The organism is Dictyoglomus sp. (genome assembly GCF_049968615.1).
In the GTDB taxonomy this organism is placed as follows: domain Bacteria; phylum Dictyoglomota; class Dictyoglomia; order Dictyoglomales; family Dictyoglomaceae; genus Dictyoglomus; species Dictyoglomus turgidum.
In genome coordinates this window covers 1-21,363 of sequence record NZ_JBMFQK010000006.1, presented here as the reverse complement: position 1 = coordinate 21,363, position 21,363 = coordinate 1, and the positions used below count along the sequence as shown (strand labels likewise).

Below are 21,363 nucleotides of genomic sequence, written 5' to 3'. Positions count from 1 at the left end.
AAAAAGGGAGGACAGTGTCCTCCCTAGATCTATTCTTTTGCTATTTTTACAAGAAGAGGCAAAAGTTCTGTTCCTTTAATTTTCCCAATGCTACCTTTACTACAAGCACTTTCTCCAAAGTAGGTAAGACCATCAGGAGTAATTCCATTGGTAATAATCATTAGTGGTACTGGATCTTCGGAGTGGGACTTTAACATACAAGGGGTAGCATGATCTGCAGTTACAGCTATAACCACTTTTGAAAAGTCAAGCTTAGGTAAGAGACTTTCAAAGAAAATAGAATCAATATCTTCTATACTTTTGATCTTTTTATCATAATCCCCATCATGTCCAGGTACATCAGGACCTTTTAAATGGGCATATACTCCATCATAGTGCTCTAAAGCATAGATTACCTTATCTGCCCAAAGCTTGTAATTGGTAGCGTCTTCTATAGGTACTTCTTTCATTCCAGTAAGGAGTGCAATTCCTCTTTCTACAGGCATCTCTACAATACTTCCAAAGGTAAGCCCATAAAGCTCTTGTAGAGTTGGGACCTTAGGAAGAGAATCTCCTGCATCTCTTAATAGAATTATATTTGCAGGTTTTTTACCCTCTGCCTTTCTCTTTTTGTTAATTTCAGAATTTTTTAGTACTTCAAAGGCTTTAATTACGAACTCATTGGTAAGTTTTGCAGCCTCTTTTGCTTCTTCAGAATCATCAAGGGGAATACATTTTTGTACTTCTGATGGAGGATTGGAAATGGCAATACTATAAGGTCCATGTCTCTTATACCCGGGATCTATATTTTCCACATTGGCAGAAAGTTTTCCTTTTTTGCTCCTTATAACCAGAACTCCTCTATGTCCTACGGTGGCTTTAAAGATAAATTCTGCATCTTCCAGCTTTACTTTTTGATTTACCTCCTCTGCAAGGGCTTTTGCCTCTTCTGTAGATAAATTTCTTCCTGCTCTTCGATCAAGGATCTTTAAGGTTTCTTCGTCTACTGTTGCAAAATTGGCCCTCCAAGCAAGATCTCCATCTCTAACTTCAATATCTGCTCCATGGGCTTCTAAGGGACCTCTTCCAGTGTAATATTTATCCACATCATAACCAAGAATGCTTAAAACTGCTGCGTCAGACTCAGGAGCAATATTGGGACCTATAGGATACATGAGACCGAGTTTTGCTTTTTGGGCTAAACGGTCCATGTTAGGAGTTTTTGCGACTTCTAATTCGGTTTTACCATTGAGCTTCGGATCAGAAGTTCCTCCTAAGCCGTCAAGCACCACGTATAAAATTTTCTTCATCAAAATCCTCCTTTCTTTTTAAGCATCCATATTTTTATCATTATAAGTAAATTTTATCATGGAAACATATTAAAAATAAGTTAAAAGAGTTCTTGAAATTTATTTCATATTTGTGGTAAATTAAAGTTAATGCTTTAAGAGCAAAAGTAGTAGGGGGAAAGAAGGGATGGAAGTTTTTCAATGGATTAAATCAAAGGATTTATTTTTATCTTGGTTTTCTAACGAAGTAAATTATCCTGTGTTTTTCACTGATGATAAATTAAGGTTGATCTTTTACAACAAAAGCTTTGAAAAGTTTTTTGAAATCAAAGATCAAAAAATTATGAATAAGCCATTACTTGAGGTACTTCCACAATTCAACGATAAGGCTATTTATTATTCAAGAGCTTTGAGCGGAGAGAGGATTGTCCTTGATGAGAATTTTGAGGAAGTAAAAATTACTCCTATAAAAATGAATGATAAAGTAGTAGGAATAATAACAGAGATTCTTGATAAAACAGAAGAGGTTGTTTTTCAAGATATCTTTAATTTAATAAAGGGTTTTAATAAAAAGGATACTAAGGAATTAGAAAAGGAAATATTTAATACTATTTTAAAGGTTTTTAAGGCAAAATTTGGATGTATTGCTCTTGTGGATAATGGAGATCTAAAAATAAGACACTATTCAGAACCTATAGAAGCAGAATTAAAAAAGGACGATGAAAGATATCCCTTTTATCATGTGATAAATAAGGGAAAGATCCTATATTACCCAGATATGCGTAAAACTACAGTAAGAAGTGTAACCCTTAGGACTCTTTCTGCTATTGCTATTCCTCTTAAGAAAAGTAATTCCTTATTTGGAGTACTGCTTTTGGAATTTAAGGAAAGAGATCCTCTTGACGATAGACTAATATCTTATCTTGAGGGATTTTCCAGTTATCTATCGGGAATAATTTTTGAGAACATATTATGGGAAAATTATAAAGAATTAGAAGACCGCTATAGATTACTTGCTGAGCAATCTTTAATAGGAGTTTTTATTTCTCAAGAAAACAAGATGGTCTATATAAACCCTCAACTTGTAGAAATTCTTGGATATCCCTTTGAGTTAAATGACATTACGGACTTTTTAAAGATCATTGCAGAAGAGGATAAAGGAAAGTTTTTACACCGAATACGTGTACTTAGAGAGAGAAAACTTGATTATGTGATTGATGAGTTTAAAGGCATAAGAAAGATAGATGGTAATACAGTATATTTTGAACTTTGTGCTGTGAATACTACTTATAGAGGAAAGCCTGCTATTCTTGGTACCGTTTTAGATATTACTTATAGAAAGCAGTTAGAAGAAGAATTGAAGAAGATCTCTAATACTGATCCTTTAACAGGACTCTATAATAGGCGTGGTTTTATTACTCTTGCTGAACATACCATGGGCCTTGCAAGAAGATTAAAAAAGAACTTAATTCTAATCTTTATAGATCTTGATAACATGAAATGGATAAATGATAATTTAGGTCATAATATTGGGGATTTGGCTCTGAAAGAGACTGCAGATATACTGAAAAAAACTTTTAGAGAGAATGATTTGATAGCAAGAATTGGAGGAGATGAATTTGTTATTCTTGGAGTCGTAGAGAAGGAAGAGGATAAAGATGAGATTTTAAATAGGTTAAGACATAAGGTTGAAATATCGAATCAAAGGAAGGATAAAGCTTATAAACTTTCTTTGAGCATTGGTACAGTTTTTTATAATCCTGAGTCTCCTTGTAGTATAGAGGAGCTCTTGCAGATGGCAGATAAAATGATGTATGAAGAGAAAAAGAGAAAAAAAGAGGCAGGGATAAATAATTATTAGTCTTTATTTATGTGACTTTTATCACTTTTTTATATTCCTTTTACTGCTATAATTTCCTGTAGTGAGAACATATTAAGGGAGGGATTTTTTATGAGAAGATTGCTTTCTTTGTTTGTCCTTGTTTTTGTTTTAATAATGTTAAGTGGGGGGGCTGCACAAGAAAAGATACAGATTCAACCCGAGAGAGAATGGGAGAAAATAATTATAGTTCCTAATCCTCAACCTGTTTTAAATTTAGATCTTTGGTTGAATAAACCCGAGGGAAGCGTATATAAAGTGGGAGAGAATTTAATAATTTATGTAAAGGCAAACGATGATGTTTATTTATACCTATTTGACATAACTCCTGATGGGCAATTTAAGTTAATATTCCCAAATTCTTATTCTAAGGATAATTTCATCAAAAAGGATAAAACTTATACTTTTCCAGATAAACCCACTTACAGCTTTAAAGTAACTCCACCTTTTGGAAAAGAGTATGTAGTAGGGATAATTACTAAGAAACCACTTGAAATATTTCCTGGTAAAAGATTTGAAAGTATGGCTCCAGGAAGTGTTATAGAAAAAAAAGTAGAAACGGCTCTTGAAAATTTGCAGAAAACCTTGAGGAAAGAAGAGGGTAAAACCTGGGCCCAGAGTGTAACCTATTTTTATGTTCAGGAAGCTCAAGTAAGATCAAAGATTAATATTTACTCTAATCCTTCGGGAGCACAGGTATACTTAAATGATGAGTATCAAGGTACAACTCCATTAACCTTAATGTTACTTCCAGGGAATTACAGGGTAACTTTAAAGAAAGAAGGATATTTAGATTATTCCACCAATATAGTAGTTCAAGAGGGAAGAGATAGAGAATATACTTTTAATTTGCAACCTGCTTATGGAAATTTGAGAATAGAGACAGAACCAAGAGGTGCATCGGTATATCTTGATGGAACTTATAGGGGATTAACTCCTTTAATTTTATATAATATTCCTGCAAAGACCTATCAGCTGAGAATTGTATATTCAGGTTATCAAGAGAGAATAGAAACTATAAAAGTAGAGCCAAATAGAACTACATATCTCTCCTACTCTTTAGTTCCGCTCTATGGCTCTTTAAATGTGAATTCAGTGCCTCAAGGTGCTGATGTCTATCTTAATGGAGTCTATAGAGGGAAAACCCCTATTGTAATCAATAACCTTAATCCAGGTAGATATCAACTACAGCTAAGACTAAGTGGGTATAAAGATTATATAGAATTTGTAGATGTCTATTCTGGACAAGTTTCAAACTATAATTTTACTTTAGTACCTCTTTCTGCTACCTTAAATATCTTCTCAACACCATCCTTCGCGGATGTATATATTAATGGAGTATATAAAGGTAAAACTCCCTTATCCATAACGGATCTTTCTTCTGGCTCCTACTCTGTAAGGGTTACTCTTTCGGGCTATGAAGATTACTCAGAGACGGTTTATCTTAATCCTGGAGATGTAAAACAATTAAATGTTACCCTTAAGCCTATATCTTCTGAAGTCAATGTAGACTCTCAGCCAAGGGGAGCAAGAGTTTATGTTGATGGAAAATATCAAGGTACAACTCCCATCACTTTATATTTAAGAGAAGGTAGATATACATTAACTCTCTCCTTAGAGGGGTATAATGATCTTAATACGGAAATTGTAGTAAAACCAAGGGACAAGGTAAGTTATATGTTTACTCTTGTTCCCGTTGTGGTGACTAAGACTTATTACCTCAACTTTACAAAGGGTGGATATGATGGTAACTTAATAGTTTTAAGAGCTGAAAATGTATTTATGGACAAAGAAGGCAAAGAATATGCCCTTGTAATGAAACCTTCTGGAGTTTTTGAAGTGAAAGTTCCTGCTCCTTTCAATTTTAAGGATATAATACTGAGTATAAACCTATTCTTTGAAAAAGATGAAAAGAAAAAATCCATTTTAGATCCCATTCTTATAGTGCTTGTAAATGGAAAACCTATAACCCTTCCTATGGGATTTGAAGATAAGGATTATGTTATTGTTAAATGGAATATAAAGGATTATTTTGACCCAAGTAAAGAAAACATCATTACTCTCAGAATATTGCAAGATGCATTAAATAATGTTAGATTAAAGGAAATAGTTGTGGAAGGAAAATAGAAAATTAGGGGAGAGAATTTTCTCTCCCCTTTATAAATTAAAAATGAAGATTTGTCCTTGTGGCGGAAACATATTAATTCCTAAAAAAAAGTTCTTGCCCACTATGTAAGATACATAGAAGTAGATCAATGCGAACATTGTGGTGGAATATGGTTTGATAAGTATGAACTCTATTCTATGAAAGCTGAAGAGGTGGAAAAATTTTCCATTGAAAAAAGTATAAAGTCTTTATGCCAACCCTCTATATGCCCTAACGACAAAAGTCCACTAATGTTATTAAAAGATCCTCTTATACCTAAGGATATAGTTATTTATTACTGTGAGCAATGTTTTGGGATGTGGCTTCCCTTAGATTCCTTGAGAAAGTATAAGGCATATCAAAGGAGTAGAAAAGAGAGTTTTAACAAAGAAAGTAGAGAAAATCTTCCTAAGGAGCTTGAAGAAAAGATTGATCTTCTTTTAAAAAAGGGAGAAGAAGATTTAAAGAAACAAAATGAATTTGAGCTTGATTATAAAATGTCTCAGTTTGTTTCTGTAGTACTTTTGATTTTAAAGATTTTATCCTATTTCATTAAAAGATAGGAGGGATTTTATGCAAAATTTTCCTGATTTCCAATTTCCCAAAAATAATTTATCCATAAAAACAATTTTTACTATCATTATTGTAGTTATCTTATTGGTTTTGGTTTTTTCAAGCTTTTATTTTGTGGGACCTGCGGAGGTAGGAATAGTAAAGAGATTTGGGAAGATTATTGGTATGTATGATCCCGGTATTCATTGGAAGATTCCCTTAATAGATCAGGTTATTAAAATAGATGTTTCAGCAATAAGGAGACTTGAAATTGGTTTTCGCACTATAACCTTGGGACCTCCTCCTCAATATAGAGATGTGAAAGAGGAATCTCTTCTTTTGACCAAGGATGGTAAAATTGTGGATTTAGATTTTGTGGTTCAATACCAGATAACTGATGCTGTATCTTATCTTAGTAATGTGAAGGGAGAAGAGAAACTTCTTCGTGACCTTGCTCAGGCTTCTATGAGGCAAATCGTTGGAGGGTATGAATTTGACGAGATTTTAACAGTTTCTAAGGAAGAAATTCAGAATAATGTAAAAACTCTTTTGCAAAATTTATTGAATAATAACAATTTTGGTGTTAAGATTGTGAATGTTCAACTTCAAGACGTAGTTCCCCCAGAGCCTGTCCAACCAGCATTTCAAGATGTAATAAATGCAAAATCAGAAAAGGATAAACTTATTCTTGAAGCTCAGGCATATTACAACCAGATTGTTCCCGAAGCAGAAGGTCAAGCGGCAAAAATTATTGCCGAAGCAGAGGCTTATATGGACCAACAAATAGAGAGAGCAAAAGGCGATGCTCAAAGATTTAAAGCACTACTTGAAAGATATAAAAACTCTCCATCTCTTATAAGGACAAAGCTTTATTTAGAGGCTATGGAGATGGTGCTTCCAAAAACTAAGATTATTATAATTGATGATCCCAAGGGATCTATGAAAATATATAGTTTTCCATCAGAGCTTTTCACAAGTACCATAACTCTTCAAGAGGGGGATAAAAAATGAAGTATGTTTATTTAGGTGTAATTCTCTTTATTATTTTATTTATCTTGATTTTTTCCATCTTTATAGTTGATGTAACAAATCAGGCTGTGGTCCTTGAATTTGGAAAGCCAGTAAGGGTGGTAAAAGAGCCTGGTCTTTATTTTAAAAAGCCCTTTGTACAGGAAGTAATATTTTTTGAGAAAAGAATTCTGCAATATGATTCAGAGCCTACCATAGTGGTTACGAAGGATAAAAAGTCTATGATTTTGGATTCTTTTGCTCTTTTTAAAATTTATGATCCCATATTGTTTTTAAAGACAGTAAGAAATGAACTGGGAGCTCAGGCGAGGCTTGATGATATTATCTATAGTGAGATGAGAAGAGTGGTAGGGCAGTATGACTTTGATGATATAGTTTCTAAGAAAAGGGAAGAGGTATTTGAAGAGATAACAATATCATCAAGGGAAAAAGCAAAGGAACTTGGTATTGAAATAAGTACCGTTAGAATGAAAAGGGTGAGTGTTCCTGCGGAAAATCTCAAAAAGATATATGATTCCATGACAGCAGAAAGACAAAGACAGGCTGCTCTTTATAGAGCAGAGGGGCAAAGGGAGGCTCAGAGAATAAAGTCGGAGGCAGAAAAGAAGAGAGTAATTATTCTTTCAGAGGCATATAGAAAGGCTCAGGAGTTAAAGGGGAAGGGTGAAGCAGAAGCAAGCAAAATACTTCAAACTGCTCTATCTTCAGATCCCGAATTTTATCAGTTTCTTAAAACCTTAGAGCTTTACAAGAGCACTCTTCCTGGTAATGTGTTGATAATTACTCCTGACTCTGAGCTTTTCAAATATTTAAGGAAAAAATAAACTTAAGAATTAGAGTTAGAGTTTCTTAATCGATTTTGTATATCTTGTATAGCCTTTTTAATGGAAAGATCTGTTTGATAAAGTTCCTGGATCTTCTCATAGGCGTGAAGTACTGTGGTGTGATCTCTTCCTCCTAATTCTTCTCCAATTTTAGGGAGGGAGAGGTCAGTTAAAGTTCTTGCAAGGTACATGGCTATTTGTCTTGGAACAGCTATTTCTTGAGATCTTCCCTTACCTTTTAACTGTTCAACAGTAATATTAAAGTATTCAGCCACAGCTTGAAGTATATTTTGGATAGTTATATTCTTTATCTGAGGTTGAATTATATCTTTAAGAACGGTTTTTGCAAGTTCAAGATTTATAGGCATATTGTTTAAAGAGGCAAAGGCTATGGTTCTTATTAAAGCTCCCTCTAATTCACGAATATTAGATTGGATTTGAGAGGCTATAAACTCAATAACCTCATCAGGTACTTTTGCTTTTTCAGCTTCGGCTTTCTTCTTTAGTATGGCTATTCGGGTTTCAAGATCTGGAGGTTGAATATCTGCAATTAATCCCCACTCAAAGCGAGATCTTAATCTATCTTCTAAGGTTGGAATTTCCTTTGGAACCCTATCACTGGTGAGTACAATTTGTTTTCCAGCTTCATAGAGAGCATTAAAAGTATAGAAGAATTCTTCTTGTGTTCTTTCTTTTCCTGCCAAAAATTGGATATCATCTATTAAGAGTACATCAATATTTCTATATCTATTTCTAAATTTTGTCATACCATCTTCTTTTATGGCGTCAATAAGTTCCACAGTAAATTTTTCCATAGAGGCGTAAACTACTCTTGCCTTCGGGTATTTTTCTTGAATAGAGTGACCAATAGCATGAATAAGGTGGGTTTTACCTAATCCTACTCCTCCATATATAAGGAGGGGATTGTAGGCTTTACCAGGGTTTTGGCTCACCGCTAATGCAGCTGCGTGAGCGAATCTATTGCTATCTCCTACTACAAAAGTATCAAAGGTATATTTAGGATTTAAATTGTTATAAGAGGTAGAAAGATATTCTACTTTCTTATCCTCAGGAATATTCTCTTCTTTTTCTTCGGCAAGGATCTCTACTTTAAAATCCTTCTGGGTTACCTTTCTTATTACCTCTTCTATAAGAGGAAGGTAATATTCTTCTAACCAGTCTTTTGAAAATTTATTTGGAGTTTGTAGAACTATTTTGCTACCCTCAAGGGTGAGAGGTTTGAGGGTTTTTATCCATGTTTCAAACCCAGGTCTGCTAATCTCTAAGGAAAGATAAGAAAGAGCCTCTTCCCAAATGCTTTTTATGTCATCCATAATACAAATCTCCAAAAGTTTTTAATTTGAGACAAAAATAATTTTATCAAATGAGATTTTTTATTACAATTAAAATTTTTATTGCTGTATTTTTCATGGTTAGGTTATAATCTTGATTGGAGACCATGTCAAAAAGGAGAGAAAAAATGGAAGTAAAAAAGTTTTTGAAAAATGTCCCTCTCTTTGAAGATTTTTCCGATGAAGAATTAGAAAAGCTTTTAGTTATATCTAAGGAGAAGACTTATCCTAAGGATGCGGTTATTTTTCAAAAAGGTGATTTAGGAAACTTTTTCTTTCTTATATGTTCAGGGAGAGTTAAGGTTATTATTGAAACAGAAGAGGGGAAAGAAGGTATTCTTTCTATTTTATATCCTACGGAATTTTTTGGGGAAATGTCTCTTCTTGATGGGGAGCCCAGATCTGCCACAGTGGTAGCTTTGGAAGAAACAAGGGTAATCATTATAGAGAGAAATGACTTCTTAATTCTTCTTTATAAACATCCGGAACTTGCTTTAAAGATTTTAAAGACTTTATCTTTGAGACTTAGAAAAGCAAATAGGCAGATAGAAACCCTTATGTTCTTGGATGCGCCGGGTAAAGTAGCAAGGCTACTTATTGATATTGCTCAAGAGAGGGGTAAGAAGATTAATAATGAAATTCTAATTGATCTTGAATTTACAAGGCAAGAGCTGGGAAATCTGATTGGGGTATCAAGGGAAACTACTACGAGGATATTAAAAAGTTTCGAAGAAGATGGAATTCTTTCTATTGAAAGAAATCAAGTAATAATCAAAGATGTTTGGGAATTAAAGAGAAGAATATAAGATCCCATGGAAAAACAAAGATATGAGATCTATGTAGAAGGTGAGAGTGAAAGAATAGACAAATACCTTTCTAAAAAAGTTCCCCTTTCTCGTTCTCAAATTCAAGATCTCATAGAGAAAGAACTGATTAAAGTAAATGAAAAACCTATAAAAAATAGTTATAAAGTAAAACTTGGGGATAGAATTGAAGTTATTATTCCTCCTCCTGTAGAGACCGAAGTTAAACCTCAGGATATTCCTATTGAGATAGTATATGAAGATGAAGATATGGTGATAATTAATAAGCCTAAAGGTATGGTGGTTCATCCGGCTCATGGTCATTATAATGATACCCTTGTGAATGCTCTTCTTTATAGGGTAAAAGATCTTTCTGGAATTGGAGGGGAGCTAAGACCAGGAATCATACATAGGCTTGATAAAGATACCACAGGTCTTTTAATAATTGCTAAAAATGATCTCTCTCACCAAAAGCTTTCAGAACAGCTTAAAAACAGAACTTTAAGGCGAACTTATTGGGCTTTATGTGAGGGGGAAATTCCTTGGGAGGAAAAAAGGATTGAGGCTCCTATAGGAAGGCATCCTATAAATAGAAAGAAAATGGCTATTGTGCCTTATGGAAAGATAGCGATCACCAATTTTAAAGTCTTAGAGAGATTTAAAGGCTATACCTTAATTTCTGCAGATCTTGAAACGGGAAGAACTCATCAGATAAGAGTTCATATATCTCATTTAGGGTTTCCTATAGTAGGTGATGAGGTTTATGGAAGGATAGATAAGAAGTTTGGGGTAAAAGGGCAACTTTTGCATGCTAAAAAAGTCTCATTTATACATCCAACCAAGGGTATACCTATGGAGTTTGAGATTGATCTTCCTGAGGAATTTAAGAAGGTTTTAACTCTTTTGAGAGAGAAGAGGTAGAGCATCTTCTGGTTTCGTAAATATGGTTTTTTCGTTTTTGTATATTACAAATCCTGGTTTTGAGCCTTTAGGTTTATTTACATATTTTCTTTTCGTGTAATCTACTGGAACATAAATTGAATATCTACCCTTACTAAAATAGGCTGCAAGAGAACCGGCTTCATAAATGGTATTTTCAGGAACTTCCTCATTGTTGGTCTTTATTATCACATGAGCTCCTGGAATTCCTCTTGCATGGAGCCATAAATCTTCTGGTTTTGCAATTTGGAAGGTTAGAGTTTCATTTTGTTTATTGTTTTTTCCTACATATATTTCAAAACCATCGGAACTCAAAAATTTAAGAAGTTCTGGTCTTTTTTCGCGTTTGTATATTATTTCCTTTGGTTCTCTTATATATCCTCCCTTTTCCAATTCCTCTTCTATCTCTCTTAACTCTGGAAAGGTCTTGGCATTCTCTATAGAAAATTCTAAAGAGTTTAAATAATAAAGTTCGTCTTCTAATTTCTGTCTTTGTTCTTTTAAAATATTTATTCCTCTCTTTAATTTTTTATACCTTTTAAAGTATTTTTGGGCATTTTCGAAGGCTGAAAGACTTGGATCAAGCTCTATTTCTACAATCTCCTCAAAATTATAGGGATTAGGAAGTATTATTTTTCCAACTCCTTTTTTGATCTCATCTTTATGGAAAAGAAGAATTTCTCCTTTAATTCTTAATTTTTCTGCATCTTCTCCTTCTTTTATCTGCTCATCAAATTCTTTTATTTTATCAGCCACTTTTCTGATATTCTCCTTTACTAGCTCCAAGAGCCTTCTTTGTCTTTGTTCAAAAAGGGTTTTATCAAAGGCATAGGAATAGACAAAATCAATAGCTTTATAAATTTTATCAAATTCTTTCTTCTCAAAGGTTTCATATTCTTTCAAGGGAAACAAGCTAAAGGTAATGGGTTCATCTTCATGAAAATATACTATTGGGGTCAATTCTTTTTTTATAATTTTTTCCCTTATTTCTAATATTCTTTTCTTGATCTTTTCTTTATCTTTTTCCCCAAGAAGATCATTCACCAATTGAGGATTCATATAGGCTACTTCTTTTAAAAGTACATCTTTAAGGGATGTCTCTTTATTTAAAATTTCATCCAGTCTCTCTTCATTAAGATCAAGGATTGAAATCTTTTGGGTTTTAGGTGGGTATATATAGGAAATTCCAGGTAATATCTCCCTAAATCTACTTACTTCGCTACTTATATGTTTTATAGCATCTATAATAATATGGTTCTCGTTTAAAAGGATGAGATTACTGTATTTTCCCATTAGTTCTAATATGAGTTTTTTATCTTCCTCAGGAAATCTTTTTATTTTAAATTCTACAATTCTCTCTTGTGGTACTAAAGAGTAGTTTATTATGCGTCCCCCTTCTAAATGCTTTCTCAGAAGCATGAGGAAAGAAGGGGGACGGACAGGATATGGAAATTCTTTTTTTGTTATTTGAATCCTATAAAGTTGAGGGTGTACTGAGAGAATAAGTTTGAATCTTCCATGATTAGGAGAAAATAATTCTAAAAATATATCCGTATTTCCTATTTGATATATTTTCTCTACGATGGAGTTTAAAATAAGATCTTTTGTCTCTTCATAAAAGAGCTCTAAGGTTAATAAATCAAAACTTAACTTTAACCTCATCTTTTACTTAGGAGCGTTAGCAAGTATCTTTTCAATCTCTTCAAGAACATCTTCTGTAAGTTTAATATCTCCAGCCTTAAGAGTCTCTTTTAATTGATCAGGTTTTGAGGCACCTACAATTGCTGAAGTTATCTCTGGCTTTCTTAAGATCCACGCAAGAGCAAGTTGAGACATGGTTATTCCAAGCTCTTTTGCGATATTGGTAAGTTTTCTCACTTTTTCTATATTCTCTTCAGTAAGCTCATTTTTAAGCCAATCACTCCAGGATGCTCTACTTCCTGCAGGAATCCCATTGTTGTATTTCCCTGTAAGGATACCTTGAGCCAGTGGAGAAAAAACTGTAATTCCAATTCCATGTTTAGCACATGTGGGTATTATTTCTGGCTCAATATGTCTATCCAACATGTTGTATCTTGGTTGTTCTACCTGAGGAGGATAAGCATTGTATTTTATTGCTGTTCCAATAGCATTTTCAATCTGGGCTGCACTCCACACGCTGGTTCCCCAGTAAAGAATCTTTCCTTGATGCACTAAGTCGTCCATAGCTCTTACCACTTCATCTATAGGAGTTTCTGGATCATAACGGTGGCAAAAATAAATATCCAAGTAATCTACGCCTAACCTTTTTAATGAACCATCAATGGATTCCATTATGTGTTTTCTTGAAAGTCCTCTGTCATTTACATTCTCACTCATGGGCCAATAAACTTTGCTGGATATGACAAGATCTTGTCTTCTAATTCCAAGATCTTTTATGACTTTGCCTACTACCCTTTCTGCTTCTCCTCGAGCGTATACGTCAGCAAGGTCTATAAAATTTACTCCACTTTCTATAGCAGTAGCAATGCACTCTTTAGTTACATCATAGTCTACTTTTTCTCCAAAGGTGAGCCACGCTCCAAGTCCTAAAACACTTAACTTAACTCCAGCTTTCCCAAGTTTTCTATATTCCATTATCTTTCCTCTTTATTTATTTTTTAATTTCAATAATTTCCCCATTTTCTATTTCTTTTGAGATTATACTCCAAGAAGGGGAAAATTCAATATGAAGCCTCATAAGGTTAGGACATTTTGTGCCAAGAACATCTTTAAAAAGTTCATATTTTATTATTTGATCCATGTCTCCAAATTCGGGATTTGCTTCTTCCTTAGGTCTTACTCTTACATCAATGATTTCTCCGCATCTTTTACATTTTACACTAACTATAAAAGAACTTGATGAAATTTGTGAAGGAGAACTGGAAAATAGTTTTTTAAGCCAGCTAAACATTTTTATCCTCCTTTGAAAGTTAATTTTAGTTACACTATAATTCTATCTATTGACAAAAAAAATTAAAAGTTGTTTAATAAAATATACTTTATTTTCAAGTAGAAACTAATAGGAGGATGATTAATAAACATGGTTTTTATTAGGACAGGGAGAGGGGGAAGAGCAAGCCAGCAAAGAGAAGTTAATAAAACCATAATACTAAATGCTTTTTTGCGTTGTAGAAATATTTCTCGTACTGAGATAGCCAAAAGATTCAATTTAAGTAAAAGTACAGTTACAAGGCTTGTTAACAATCTCATAGATGAAGGTATGATTATAGAAATAGAACCTTCAAGTGAGAAAAAAATTGGTAGAAAAGCAATAGTTCTTGGTTTAAATCCTGAGTATAGAAATGCTCTTGCTATAAAAGTTGGAGTTACCTATACCTATTTATCAAAAATTGACTTTGCTATGAATATAAAAGAGATAAAAAGTTTTCTTACTCCTAAGAATCCTCAAGATTTTCTTGATGAACTTGAAAAAGCCACCCAAATGCTTTTTCCTGAAGGTCTTGAAAAAACCCATGCAGTTGGTATAGGAATACCGGGAATAGTGGATAATACTTTTAAGAATGTAGTAGTTGCACCCAACTTAAATTGGAAAAACTTACCCCTTGGAGATATGATAGCAGAAAGGATGAGAAGGGCTTTTTCTGTAGAGATTCCTGTGAAGATGGATAACGAAGCAAATATGGCTGTTGTTGCAGAGGGAATGCTAGGAACTAAAATAGAGTATAACGATCTAAATATTGTATACGTTTATGTAGGGGAAGGAATAGGAACAGGATTAATTCTTGATGGAAAACTGTATAGAGGAAGATATAATACTGCAGGTGAATTCGGACATATGACCATTATGAAAGATGGTATTAAGTGTAAGTGTGGGAATTTAGGTTGTTGGGAAAGGTACGCATCCTTAGGAGGCGATATTGCAGAAAAGGCAGGTTTTGATCTGGAAAAGGAGACTGCAGAGATAGCTGATGAGAAAGCCCTTAAAAAGTATGTAGATGAATTAACTGTAGGTTTAATAAACATTATAAATGGGCTTAATCCAGATGTAATAATTCTTGGTGGGCCTCTTATTAAAAAAGATACTAAGGATGTATGGGAGTTTATAAGACAAGAAGTTAAGAAGATTGTTGAGGAAAAAAGTATAACCTCTGATGCTGGAAAGGTAAGAATTGAATTGACATCTTTTTTGGATTATCCTGCTGAGCTTGTTGGAGCAGGTATATGGGCATTCTGGGACATATTTGAGGGCCCTGTGCTTTCAACAGTATAAGATTTGTAGTTTAAACTTTTAAGGAAGGAGGTGAAATTTTAAATTAGATTTTTGTTCTTCTTAAGTTTCTTTAAAAATCATACTCAAAGGGGGGTTTGAAATGTTTCGCAAAATTATAATGATTTTGTTAATTTCTATTCTCTTACTTTCAGTTTCCTCTATGGCTCAACTTAAAGGTAAATTAGAGATCTTTAGTTGGTGGACTGCAGGGGGAGAAGCAGAGGGCTTACAAGCTTTAATTGATATATTCCACAAAAAATATCCAAATGTAGAAATAATTAATGCTACTGTCGCAGGAGGGGCTGGTGCTAATGCTAAAGCAGTGTTAAAGACTAGAATGCTTGGTGGAGATCCGCCTGATACTTTCCAAGTACATGCAGGACACGAGTTGATTGATACATGGGTAAAAACAGGTTTCATGGAACCTATAACCTTCTTGTATAAACAAGAGGGTTGGGCAAAGGTAATGCCAAAGGGAATTCTTGATATTGTATCTTACAAAGGTGATTATTGGTCTGTTCCTGTAAATATTCATAGGGCAAACGTGCTTTGGTATAATAAGAAAATATTTGAAGAAAACAATTTAACTCCTCCTAAAACTTTTGAGGATTTCTTTAAAGTAGCAGATGCACTAAAGTCAAAAGGTATAACTCCCTTTGCCCTTGGAACTAAGGATGGTTGGGAAGCAGCTCATGTATTTGAGACAGTGCTTATTGGAAAACTTGGGGCTGAAGGTTATAAAGGACTTTGGGATGGTAAGACTAAGTGGTCAGATCCAAGAGTTACTGATGCTCTTGAGACTTTCAAGAAAATGCTAACTTATGTGAATTCAGATCATTCAGCAAGGACATGGGATGAGGCTTGTGCTTTAATTGTAGATGGTAGTGCTGCTATGACTATCATGGGGGATTGGGCAGTAGGATACTTCTACGCTAAGGGTTTTAATGATTTTGGCTGGGTCCTTGCACCTGGTAATGCTGGTATTTTTGACGCTCTTTCTGATAGTTTTGGACTTCCTAAGGGGGCGAAAAATAGAGATAATGTGATAGCCTTCTTAAAGGTATTAGGTTCTAAGGAGGGGCAAGAAGCATTCAATCTTAAGAAGGGATCAATTCCTGCAAGAACTGATGTAGACAAATCAAAGTTTCCACCTTATCAAAGATCTTGTATGGAGGACTGGTTGAAACATAAGATTGTACCAAGTGTAATGCATGGAGCTGCAGCTTCTGAAGGCTGGGTAACCGAATTTAAAGATGTAATCTCTCTGTTTGTGGTGAGACCAGATGTGAAGACAACCCAGAAAGCACTTGTGAATGTTGCTATTAAAAATGGTGTAAAACAGTAAAAATTTTCTTTGGGAGAGGGAATAAAGCCCTCTCCCTTTTTTAATTAATTTTTTAGGAGGGATCTTCTTTGCAAAAAGATAAAATTTTATCCTTTCTTTTCATACTTCCTTCACTAATCCTTGTAATCATATTTGTTTATATATTTATTGGATGGACAGGATTTATTTCTCTAACTGACTGGAATGATATTTTTCCAAGTTATAACCTGGTCGGATTTAGAAATTATTTGGAACTTTTCCAAAATTTAAGGTTTCAGATTTCAATGAGAAATACTTTAGTCTTTACAACTTTATTCTTATTGGCCTCTTTGATTATTGGTTTTTTATTGGCTATCTTTCTTGATCAAAGGATAAGAGGAGAAAATTTATTTAGAAACATTTATTTATTTCCAATGGCTATTTCTTTTGTAGTAACGGGTGTAGTTTGGAGATGGATACTTAATCCCGGTACAGCAGGAAACCCTGTTGGATTGAATCAACTTCTGGATAAGATAGGACTTTCTTTTTTAAAAAGTGGATGGTACACAGATCCCAAAATTGGGATAAAAGCTGTGGTTATTGCTGCTGTTTGGCAGATGTCAGGTTATGTTATGGCGATGTATCTTGCAGGAATAAGAAGTATACCCTATGAGCTTTTTGAGGCAGCACAAGTAGATGGAGCAAATTTATGGCAGGTATATAGGTATATTGTTTTACCTCTTTTAAGACCTATTACTTTAGGAGCTGTAATCATTTTGGGACATATATCTTTGAAGATATTTGATCTTGTGGTTGCAATGACAGGAGCAGGAGCAGGTTTTTCTTGTGATGTGCCTGCCCTATTCATGTATGATACTACATTTAGGGGAAACCATTTTGCTCAAGGAGCAAGCATAGCTATAATTCTTCTTGTGATGGTTGGAGTTTTGATTGTTCCATATTTGAGATATAGCTTAAGGTCGGAGGTCAAGAGATAATGAAATTAAGTAGAGTTTTAATTTATTTAGTGCTTATCTTATTTGCGATTTTCTACCTTACTCCAGTTTATGTTCTTCTTATCACAAGCATGAAAAGTTTTGCAGAAGTAGATCTCAAAAGAATGTGGAATCCACCCAAAACAATAAGTTTTGAGAGTTTTGTTAAGGCATGGTTTGGAGATAGCAAAAAGGGACTTAGGGGGCTTTCTCAAAACTTTCTTAATAGCTTGTATTTAGTTATTCCTGCTACAATAATATCAGCTCTTCTTGGTTCCATGAATGGATATGTTCTTACTAAGTGGAAATTTCAGGGGGCTAATATTATATTTCCTCTTCTTCTTTTTGGTATGTTTATTCCTTATCAAAGTATTTTAATACCTCTGGTTCAAGTACTACAAAGAATGAAACTTTATAGTACTATTTATGGATTGATTTTTGTTCATGTAGTTTATGGTATACCTATAACTACTCTTATTTTTAGGAATTATTACTCTACAATTCCCACAGAACTTATCGAGGCAGCTAAAATTGACGGTGCTGATTTCTTAGGAATATATAGAAGAATAGTTTTACCTGTTTCTATGCCTGCTTTTGCTGTTGTTATGATTTGGCAGTTTACTTCCATATGGAATGATTTTCTTTTCGGACTTGTGGTAGCCCCTAATCCTTCAGTTCAGCCTGTAACTGTAGCTCTTAATAATCTTGCTGGAAGTTATTTTGTAGAGTGGAATATTCAAATGGCTGGAGCTTTAATAACTGCTCTTCCTCCTCTTTTAGTGTATATCTTTCTTGGAAAATATTTCATGAGAGGATTACTTTCAGGATCTTTATCAGGGGTTTAAAAAAATTAGAGGGGAGGGCAAAAAAAACCTCCCCTTTATCCTATTTTAAAATATGCCTCAGTAATATATCTTTTCATCATTCTATGAGTATTAAAGTAAGATGCAAGGTTAGATATTGAGTTTTTCATTATTTCTATCCATTCGTCTCTATGGTGATAATAGGTAGGGATAATTATATATTCAAGTTTGTTATATAGATCGTCTATTTCTTCTTGAACATGGTTTTCGATACTTTTTTCCTCAAAGGGAGAAGGTCCAATGGACCATCCGGTATACCCTTCCACATGTCCCTCTATCCACCATCCATCAAGGACACTAAAGTTGATTACTCCATTGTGGGCTGCTTTCATACCACTAGTGCCCGAAGCCTCAAGAGGTCTTTGGGGAGTATTTAGCCATACATCTACACCTGCTATGATCTTTTTTGCCATATCTAAATTATAGTCTTGTAAATAAACGATCTTTATATTATTCTCAAGAGCTTTTATATATTCATAAATCTCCTTTATAAGTTTCTTCCCCTCAATATCTTTGGGGTGAGCTTTTCCAGCGTAGACAATTTGAATTGGTCCTTTTCTTTTTACTTTCTTAAGTCTGTTGATATCAGAAAAAAGTAAATGAGGTCTTTTATAGGCAGTAGCTCTTCTTGCAAAGCCGATAGTAAGTACATTCTCATCAAATTGAACTCCTGTCTCATTGGAAATTAATTTTATCAGATCTCTTTTTGCTTCCATGTGAGCATTCCATATCTCTTCATTGGGAATGAATTGAGCTCTTGATAAAAGCTCTGGTTCGGTGGCCCATCCTGGGATGTATTTGTCGAAAAGTTTTCTAAAACTTGGAGAAGTCCAGGTAAAAGAGTGAACTCCATTGGTAATGGCATGAATTCTATGTCCAGGAAACATTTGGAGAGAGATTTCCTGATGCCTTTTGGCCACACCATTAACATATCCAGAAAGATTTAGGGCAAGAAGGGTCATGTTAAGAATATCATTTCCTGCGAATTTCTTAATAATATCTATGGAAATGTAGTTTCCCATTATTTTTGTTACCATATCATAAGGAAACTTATCGTGTCCAGCTTCTACAGGAGTATGGGTGGTAAATACACATTTTTCTTTCACATTTTTTTCTGCTTCTTCTAAACTCTTCCCTGAAGAAAGTTCATCTTTGAGTAGTTCTAAGGTTAATAAAGAAGAATGTCCCTCATTTAAATGATACTTTCTTACTCTAAGGCCCAATTGTTTTATTACCTTTGCCCCTCCAATACCTAAGATTATCTCTTGTTTTAGCCTATGGGCTAAATCTCCCCCATAAAGGACATCGGTTATATTTTTATCTTCTTCAGAGTTTTCAGGAAGATTAGTATCGAGAAAAATTACAGGTACTGTATGTCCATGTAGGGAAGTCCAATAATAAACCCAAGGTTGAATAGAGACATTTCTCCCTTCTATCTCCACATTAGTCTTAAAGGGAAGCTTGGTGAGAAATTTTTCAGGATCCCAGTTTACTGGGTATTCAATTTGATTTCCATCTTTATCTATCTCTTGTTTAAAATATCCCTTTCTACTAAGTTGGGTTATCGCTATGAAGGGTATATTAAGGTCTGCTGCAGTTCTTACTGTATCTCCCGCAAGAACTCCCAGTCCTCCACTATAGGTGGGGATGTCGCTAATTAAAGCAATCTCCATGGAGAAATAGGCTATGACTTCTTCTTTTCTCAATTTTTCCAAATAATCTTCTCTCAAATTTTTCTACCTCCTTATCTTTGGGAGTTTTCTTTAGAATGATATAACAAAAACTTAAAGATTTCAAATAGGTAAAATTCATGAAAATTAGGCAGTTACATTGTTTTATATTAATTAACATGGGTTAGTTAGGGTTATAAAAATTTTTCTTATGGTAAAATTTAAAATTTTCTTTCTAAAATTATAAAATATATGTTGATAAAAAATGAAATTAATGCTATATTTTTATTAAAAAGAATTTTATTAAATTGGAAGGGGGCGTAGTATATATGGAAGAGGAAATTAAGAAGATATTAAAACTTCTTGAGGAGGGTAAGATTACCGCTGAAGATGCGGAAAAATTAATTGAAGCTATTGAGGAAAAGAGAGAAACTAAAAGAAAAGGGATAGGAGTTTTAGATATTGGAAGTATTGTGGCTGAAGCTATTACTTCTGCGTTCTCTATGGTACCTACCTTGGTTGCAAGTGGAATAAGAGGAGGTACTAAAGTTGATGAGACCTTTGATTGGGATTTTGAGAGACCCCTTTATATTGAAGTATTGGCAGGAGATGTAAATATGAGTCTTTCTGAGGAACCAAAGGTGGTTGTAATAGGTGAAGGGGTATTTTCTACTAATGGTGATTTGCTAAAAATCCATGCTGGAGATTTTAATTTAGCTATTCCTAAATTGAAATTAGTAAAAGTTAATGTTTCAGCTGGAGATTTGAAAGGAAAAGTAATCTGTAATGAGCTCGAGATTTTTGTAAAGATGGGAGACGCTAATTTAGAGGTAGAGGCAGACAGAATTCAAGGTGGAGTTAATATGGGAGATTTTGAGATAAAACTTTTAAAAAGTCCCTCTCTTGTCAAATTGAATTGTCATATGGGGGATTTAAAGATTGCTCTTCCTGAAAACTTTGATGGAAAAATTGATGCAACAGTTTCCTTAGGTGATTTATCATTTGCAAAGAAGGCGGATATTATAAAGGGTGATACTTATATCTATGGAGCAGGTGAAAAATCTTATATGGAGCTAAGCTGTACCATGGGTGATATAAAGGTTCTTTAGTTTAAATTTGTAATCCTCCCAAGAGGGATAAATCCTTGTTGCCTCACATAATTTTCTATATGAAATAGGTATTCGTTGCCTCATTAAAATTCTATACGAAATCATTCTTCTCTTCCTTGTATCTGTGAGCCTTCCATAACTTTCCCCATGCTTTCTCTATATCCCTCTTTTATTTCTTCTATCTCTTCACATTCCAATACTCTCTCATAAGGGGTCTTTGGTTTATCATAACTCTTTATTACCTTACTACCTCTTCTTTCCTTCTTAACAAGCTTTACTACAGGAAGAAAAAAGTTCACAAATAATCTATAATACTGATAAAGCTCATTTAGAAATTCTAATTCCTTCTCTGTATCATACCTAAAATACCCTACAGCCC

At 34.0% G+C, this 21,363-nt stretch carries 18 protein-coding genes and 1 pseudogene; 12 read left to right on the top strand and 7 right to left on the bottom strand.

Annotation, left to right across the window (positions count from 1 at the left end; genetic code table 11):
- Nucleotides 1-29: 29 nt before the first annotated feature.
- Nucleotides 30-1,289 carry an alkaline phosphatase family protein gene (locus ACP5QL_RS05690; protein ID WP_012582434.1) on the bottom strand — a complete coding sequence of 420 codons (1,260 nt, stop codon included), beginning with the start codon at nt 1,287-1,289 and terminating at the stop codon, nt 30-32.
- A 166-nt stretch (nt 1,290-1,455) separates the two neighbouring features.
- Here ACP5QL_RS05690 and ACP5QL_RS05685 point away from each other — a divergent pair, with 166 nt between their 5' ends.
- The 5 genes from ACP5QL_RS05685 (at nt 1,456) to hflC (ending at nt 7,698) form a co-directional block, all read left to right on the top strand.
- The gene (locus ACP5QL_RS05685) at nt 1,456-3,129 is read left to right on the top strand and encodes a diguanylate cyclase (RefSeq protein WP_012582433.1); all 1,674 of its coding nucleotides are present in this window, start codon (nt 1,456-1,458) and stop codon (nt 3,127-3,129) included.
- Nucleotides 3,130-3,219: 90 nt separating this feature from the next.
- Entirely contained in the window at nt 3,220-5,274 is a 2,055-nt protein-coding gene (locus ACP5QL_RS05680; RefSeq protein ID WP_428125995.1) for a PEGA domain-containing protein, read from the top strand.
- A 177-nt stretch (nt 5,275-5,451) separates the two neighbouring features.
- Nucleotides 5,452-5,856 carry a zf-TFIIB domain-containing protein gene (locus tag ACP5QL_RS05675; RefSeq protein WP_428125993.1) on the top strand — a complete coding sequence of 135 codons (405 nt, stop codon included), beginning with the start codon at nt 5,452-5,454 and terminating at the stop codon, nt 5,854-5,856.
- 10 nt (nt 5,857-5,866) lie between these two features.
- Nucleotides 5,867-6,856 carry an FtsH protease activity modulator HflK gene (gene hflK, locus ACP5QL_RS05670; RefSeq protein WP_012582430.1) on the top strand — a complete coding sequence of 330 codons (990 nt, stop codon included), beginning with the start codon at nt 5,867-5,869 and terminating at the stop codon, nt 6,854-6,856.
- On the top strand, nt 6,853-7,698 hold the full coding sequence (hflC, locus tag ACP5QL_RS05665) for a protease modulator HflC (protein ID WP_273333920.1): 846 nt from the start codon (nt 6,853-6,855) through the stop codon (nt 7,696-7,698). Before hflK ends, hflC begins: the two co-directional genes overlap by 4 nt.
- A gap of 2 nt (nt 7,699-7,700) precedes the next feature.
- On the opposite strand, the gene dnaA is transcribed toward hflC, so the two are convergent.
- The gene (gene dnaA, locus ACP5QL_RS05660; RefSeq protein WP_012582428.1) at nt 7,701-9,032 is read right to left on the bottom strand and encodes a chromosomal replication initiator protein DnaA; all 1,332 of its coding nucleotides are present in this window, start codon (nt 9,030-9,032) and stop codon (nt 7,701-7,703) included.
- Between the two features lie 146 nt (nt 9,033-9,178).
- Between dnaA and ACP5QL_RS05655 the strand changes: the two genes are divergently transcribed.
- Together ACP5QL_RS05655 and ACP5QL_RS05650 are read left to right on the top strand one after the other, a co-directional pair.
- Nucleotides 9,179-9,856 (top strand): Crp/Fnr family transcriptional regulator, encoded by a 678-nt coding sequence (locus ACP5QL_RS05655; protein ID WP_012584159.1) that lies wholly within the window; start codon nt 9,179-9,181, stop codon nt 9,854-9,856.
- A gap of 6 nt (nt 9,857-9,862) precedes the next feature.
- Nucleotides 9,863-10,774: an RluA family pseudouridine synthase gene (locus ACP5QL_RS05650; protein ID WP_012584158.1), complete on the top strand. Its 912-nt coding sequence runs from the start codon at nt 9,863-9,865 to the stop codon at nt 10,772-10,774.
- On the opposite strand, the gene ACP5QL_RS05645 is transcribed toward ACP5QL_RS05650, so the two are convergent.
- From ACP5QL_RS05645 to ACP5QL_RS05635, 3 genes are read right to left on the bottom strand one after another with little or no spacing between them, the layout of a single operon-like run.
- Nucleotides 10,748-12,454, bottom strand: a complete 1,707-nt coding sequence (locus tag ACP5QL_RS05645) for an Rqc2 family fibronectin-binding protein (RefSeq protein WP_428125986.1) — start codon at nt 12,452-12,454, stop codon at nt 10,748-10,750. The genes ACP5QL_RS05650 and ACP5QL_RS05645 overlap by 27 nt on opposite strands.
- Before the next feature lie 3 nt (nt 12,455-12,457).
- Entirely contained in the window at nt 12,458-13,408 is a 951-nt protein-coding gene (locus ACP5QL_RS05640) for an aldo/keto reductase family protein (protein ID WP_012584156.1), read from the bottom strand.
- A gap of 16 nt (nt 13,409-13,424) precedes the next feature.
- Nucleotides 13,425-13,724 carry a hypothetical protein gene (locus tag ACP5QL_RS05635; RefSeq protein ID WP_012584155.1) on the bottom strand — a complete coding sequence of 100 codons (300 nt, stop codon included), beginning with the start codon at nt 13,722-13,724 and terminating at the stop codon, nt 13,425-13,427.
- A gap of 129 nt (nt 13,725-13,853) precedes the next feature.
- On the opposite strand from ACP5QL_RS05635, the gene ACP5QL_RS05630 reads away from it, so the two are divergent.
- The 4 genes from ACP5QL_RS05630 (at nt 13,854) to ACP5QL_RS05615 (ending at nt 18,187) form a co-directional block, all read left to right on the top strand.
- Nucleotides 13,854-15,044 carry an ROK family transcriptional regulator gene (locus ACP5QL_RS05630; RefSeq protein WP_012584154.1) on the top strand — a complete coding sequence of 397 codons (1,191 nt, stop codon included), beginning with the start codon at nt 13,854-13,856 and terminating at the stop codon, nt 15,042-15,044.
- A 100-nt stretch (nt 15,045-15,144) separates the two neighbouring features.
- On the top strand, nt 15,145-16,389 hold the full coding sequence (locus tag ACP5QL_RS05625) for an ABC transporter substrate-binding protein (protein WP_012584153.1): 1,245 nt from the start codon (nt 15,145-15,147) through the stop codon (nt 16,387-16,389).
- Between the two features lie 68 nt (nt 16,390-16,457).
- Entirely contained in the window at nt 16,458-17,345 is an 888-nt protein-coding gene (locus tag ACP5QL_RS05620) for a carbohydrate ABC transporter permease (protein WP_012584152.1), read from the top strand.
- Nucleotides 17,345-18,187, top strand: coding sequence for a carbohydrate ABC transporter permease (locus tag ACP5QL_RS05615; RefSeq protein WP_272996123.1), 843 nt, complete (start codon nt 17,345-17,347; stop codon nt 18,185-18,187). The genes ACP5QL_RS05620 and ACP5QL_RS05615 overlap by 1 nt, the downstream gene beginning before the upstream one ends.
- A 35-nt stretch (nt 18,188-18,222) precedes the next feature.
- Here the strand turns inward: ACP5QL_RS05615 and glgP are convergent, their stop codons facing one another.
- Nucleotides 18,223-19,935 carry an alpha-glucan family phosphorylase gene (gene glgP / locus ACP5QL_RS05610; RefSeq protein ID WP_428125981.1) on the bottom strand — a complete coding sequence of 571 codons (1,713 nt, stop codon included), beginning with the start codon at nt 19,933-19,935 and terminating at the stop codon, nt 18,223-18,225.
- 269 nt (nt 19,936-20,204) lie between these two features.
- Here glgP and ACP5QL_RS05605 point away from each other — a divergent pair, with 269 nt between their 5' ends.
- A complete protein-coding gene (locus ACP5QL_RS05605) occupies nt 20,205-20,984 on the top strand; it encodes an SHOCT-like domain-containing protein (RefSeq protein ID WP_272996121.1) in 780 nt (259 codons plus the stop codon).
- 101 nt (nt 20,985-21,085) lie between these two features.
- On the opposite strand, the pseudogene ACP5QL_RS05600 reads toward ACP5QL_RS05605, so the two are convergent.
- Nucleotides 21,086-21,363, bottom strand: a pseudogene (locus ACP5QL_RS05600) (ISNCY family transposase); the annotation flags it as partial.

Excerpts from the sequence above, each read along its gene's own strand:
- ACP5QL_RS05630 (WP_012584154.1), top strand. The coding sequence starts at position 13,854 with ATGGTTTTTATTAGGACAGGGAGAGGGGGAAGAGCAAGCCAGCAAAGA.
- ACP5QL_RS05625 (WP_012584153.1), top strand. The coding sequence starts at position 15,145 with ATGTTTCGCAAAATTATAATGATTTTGTTAATTTCTATTCTCTTACTT.
- dnaA (WP_012582428.1), bottom strand. The coding sequence starts at position 9,032 with ATGGATGACATAAAAAGCATTTGGGAAGAGGCTCTTTCTTATCTTTCC.
- ACP5QL_RS05640 (WP_012584156.1), bottom strand. The coding sequence starts at position 13,408 with ATGGAATATAGAAAACTTGGGAAAGCTGGAGTTAAGTTAAGTGTTTTA.
- ACP5QL_RS05650 (WP_012584158.1), top strand. The coding sequence starts at position 9,863 with ATGGAAAAACAAAGATATGAGATCTATGTAGAAGGTGAGAGTGAAAGA.
- ACP5QL_RS05675 (WP_428125993.1), top strand. The coding sequence starts at position 5,452 with ATGAAAGCTGAAGAGGTGGAAAAATTTTCCATTGAAAAAAGTATAAAG.
- ACP5QL_RS05605 (WP_272996121.1), top strand. The coding sequence starts at position 20,205 with ATGGAAGAGGAAATTAAGAAGATATTAAAACTTCTTGAGGAGGGTAAG.
- ACP5QL_RS05615 (WP_272996123.1), top strand. The coding sequence starts at position 17,345 with ATGAAATTAAGTAGAGTTTTAATTTATTTAGTGCTTATCTTATTTGCG.
- hflK (WP_012582430.1), top strand. The coding sequence starts at position 5,867 with ATGCAAAATTTTCCTGATTTCCAATTTCCCAAAAATAATTTATCCATA.
- ACP5QL_RS05655 (WP_012584159.1), top strand. The coding sequence starts at position 9,179 with ATGGAAGTAAAAAAGTTTTTGAAAAATGTCCCTCTCTTTGAAGATTTT.
- ACP5QL_RS05690 (WP_012582434.1), bottom strand. The coding sequence starts at position 1,289 with ATGAAGAAAATTTTATACGTGGTGCTTGACGGCTTAGGAGGAACTTCT.
- hflC (WP_273333920.1), top strand. The coding sequence starts at position 6,853 with ATGAAGTATGTTTATTTAGGTGTAATTCTCTTTATTATTTTATTTATC.
- ACP5QL_RS05635 (WP_012584155.1), bottom strand. The coding sequence starts at position 13,724 with ATGTTTAGCTGGCTTAAAAAACTATTTTCCAGTTCTCCTTCACAAATT.
- ACP5QL_RS05685 (WP_012582433.1), top strand. The coding sequence starts at position 1,456 with ATGGAAGTTTTTCAATGGATTAAATCAAAGGATTTATTTTTATCTTGG.
- ACP5QL_RS05645 (WP_428125986.1), bottom strand. The coding sequence starts at position 12,454 with ATGAGGTTAAAGTTAAGTTTTGATTTATTAACCTTAGAGCTCTTTTAT.
- ACP5QL_RS05680 (WP_428125995.1), top strand. The coding sequence starts at position 3,220 with ATGAGAAGATTGCTTTCTTTGTTTGTCCTTGTTTTTGTTTTAATAATG.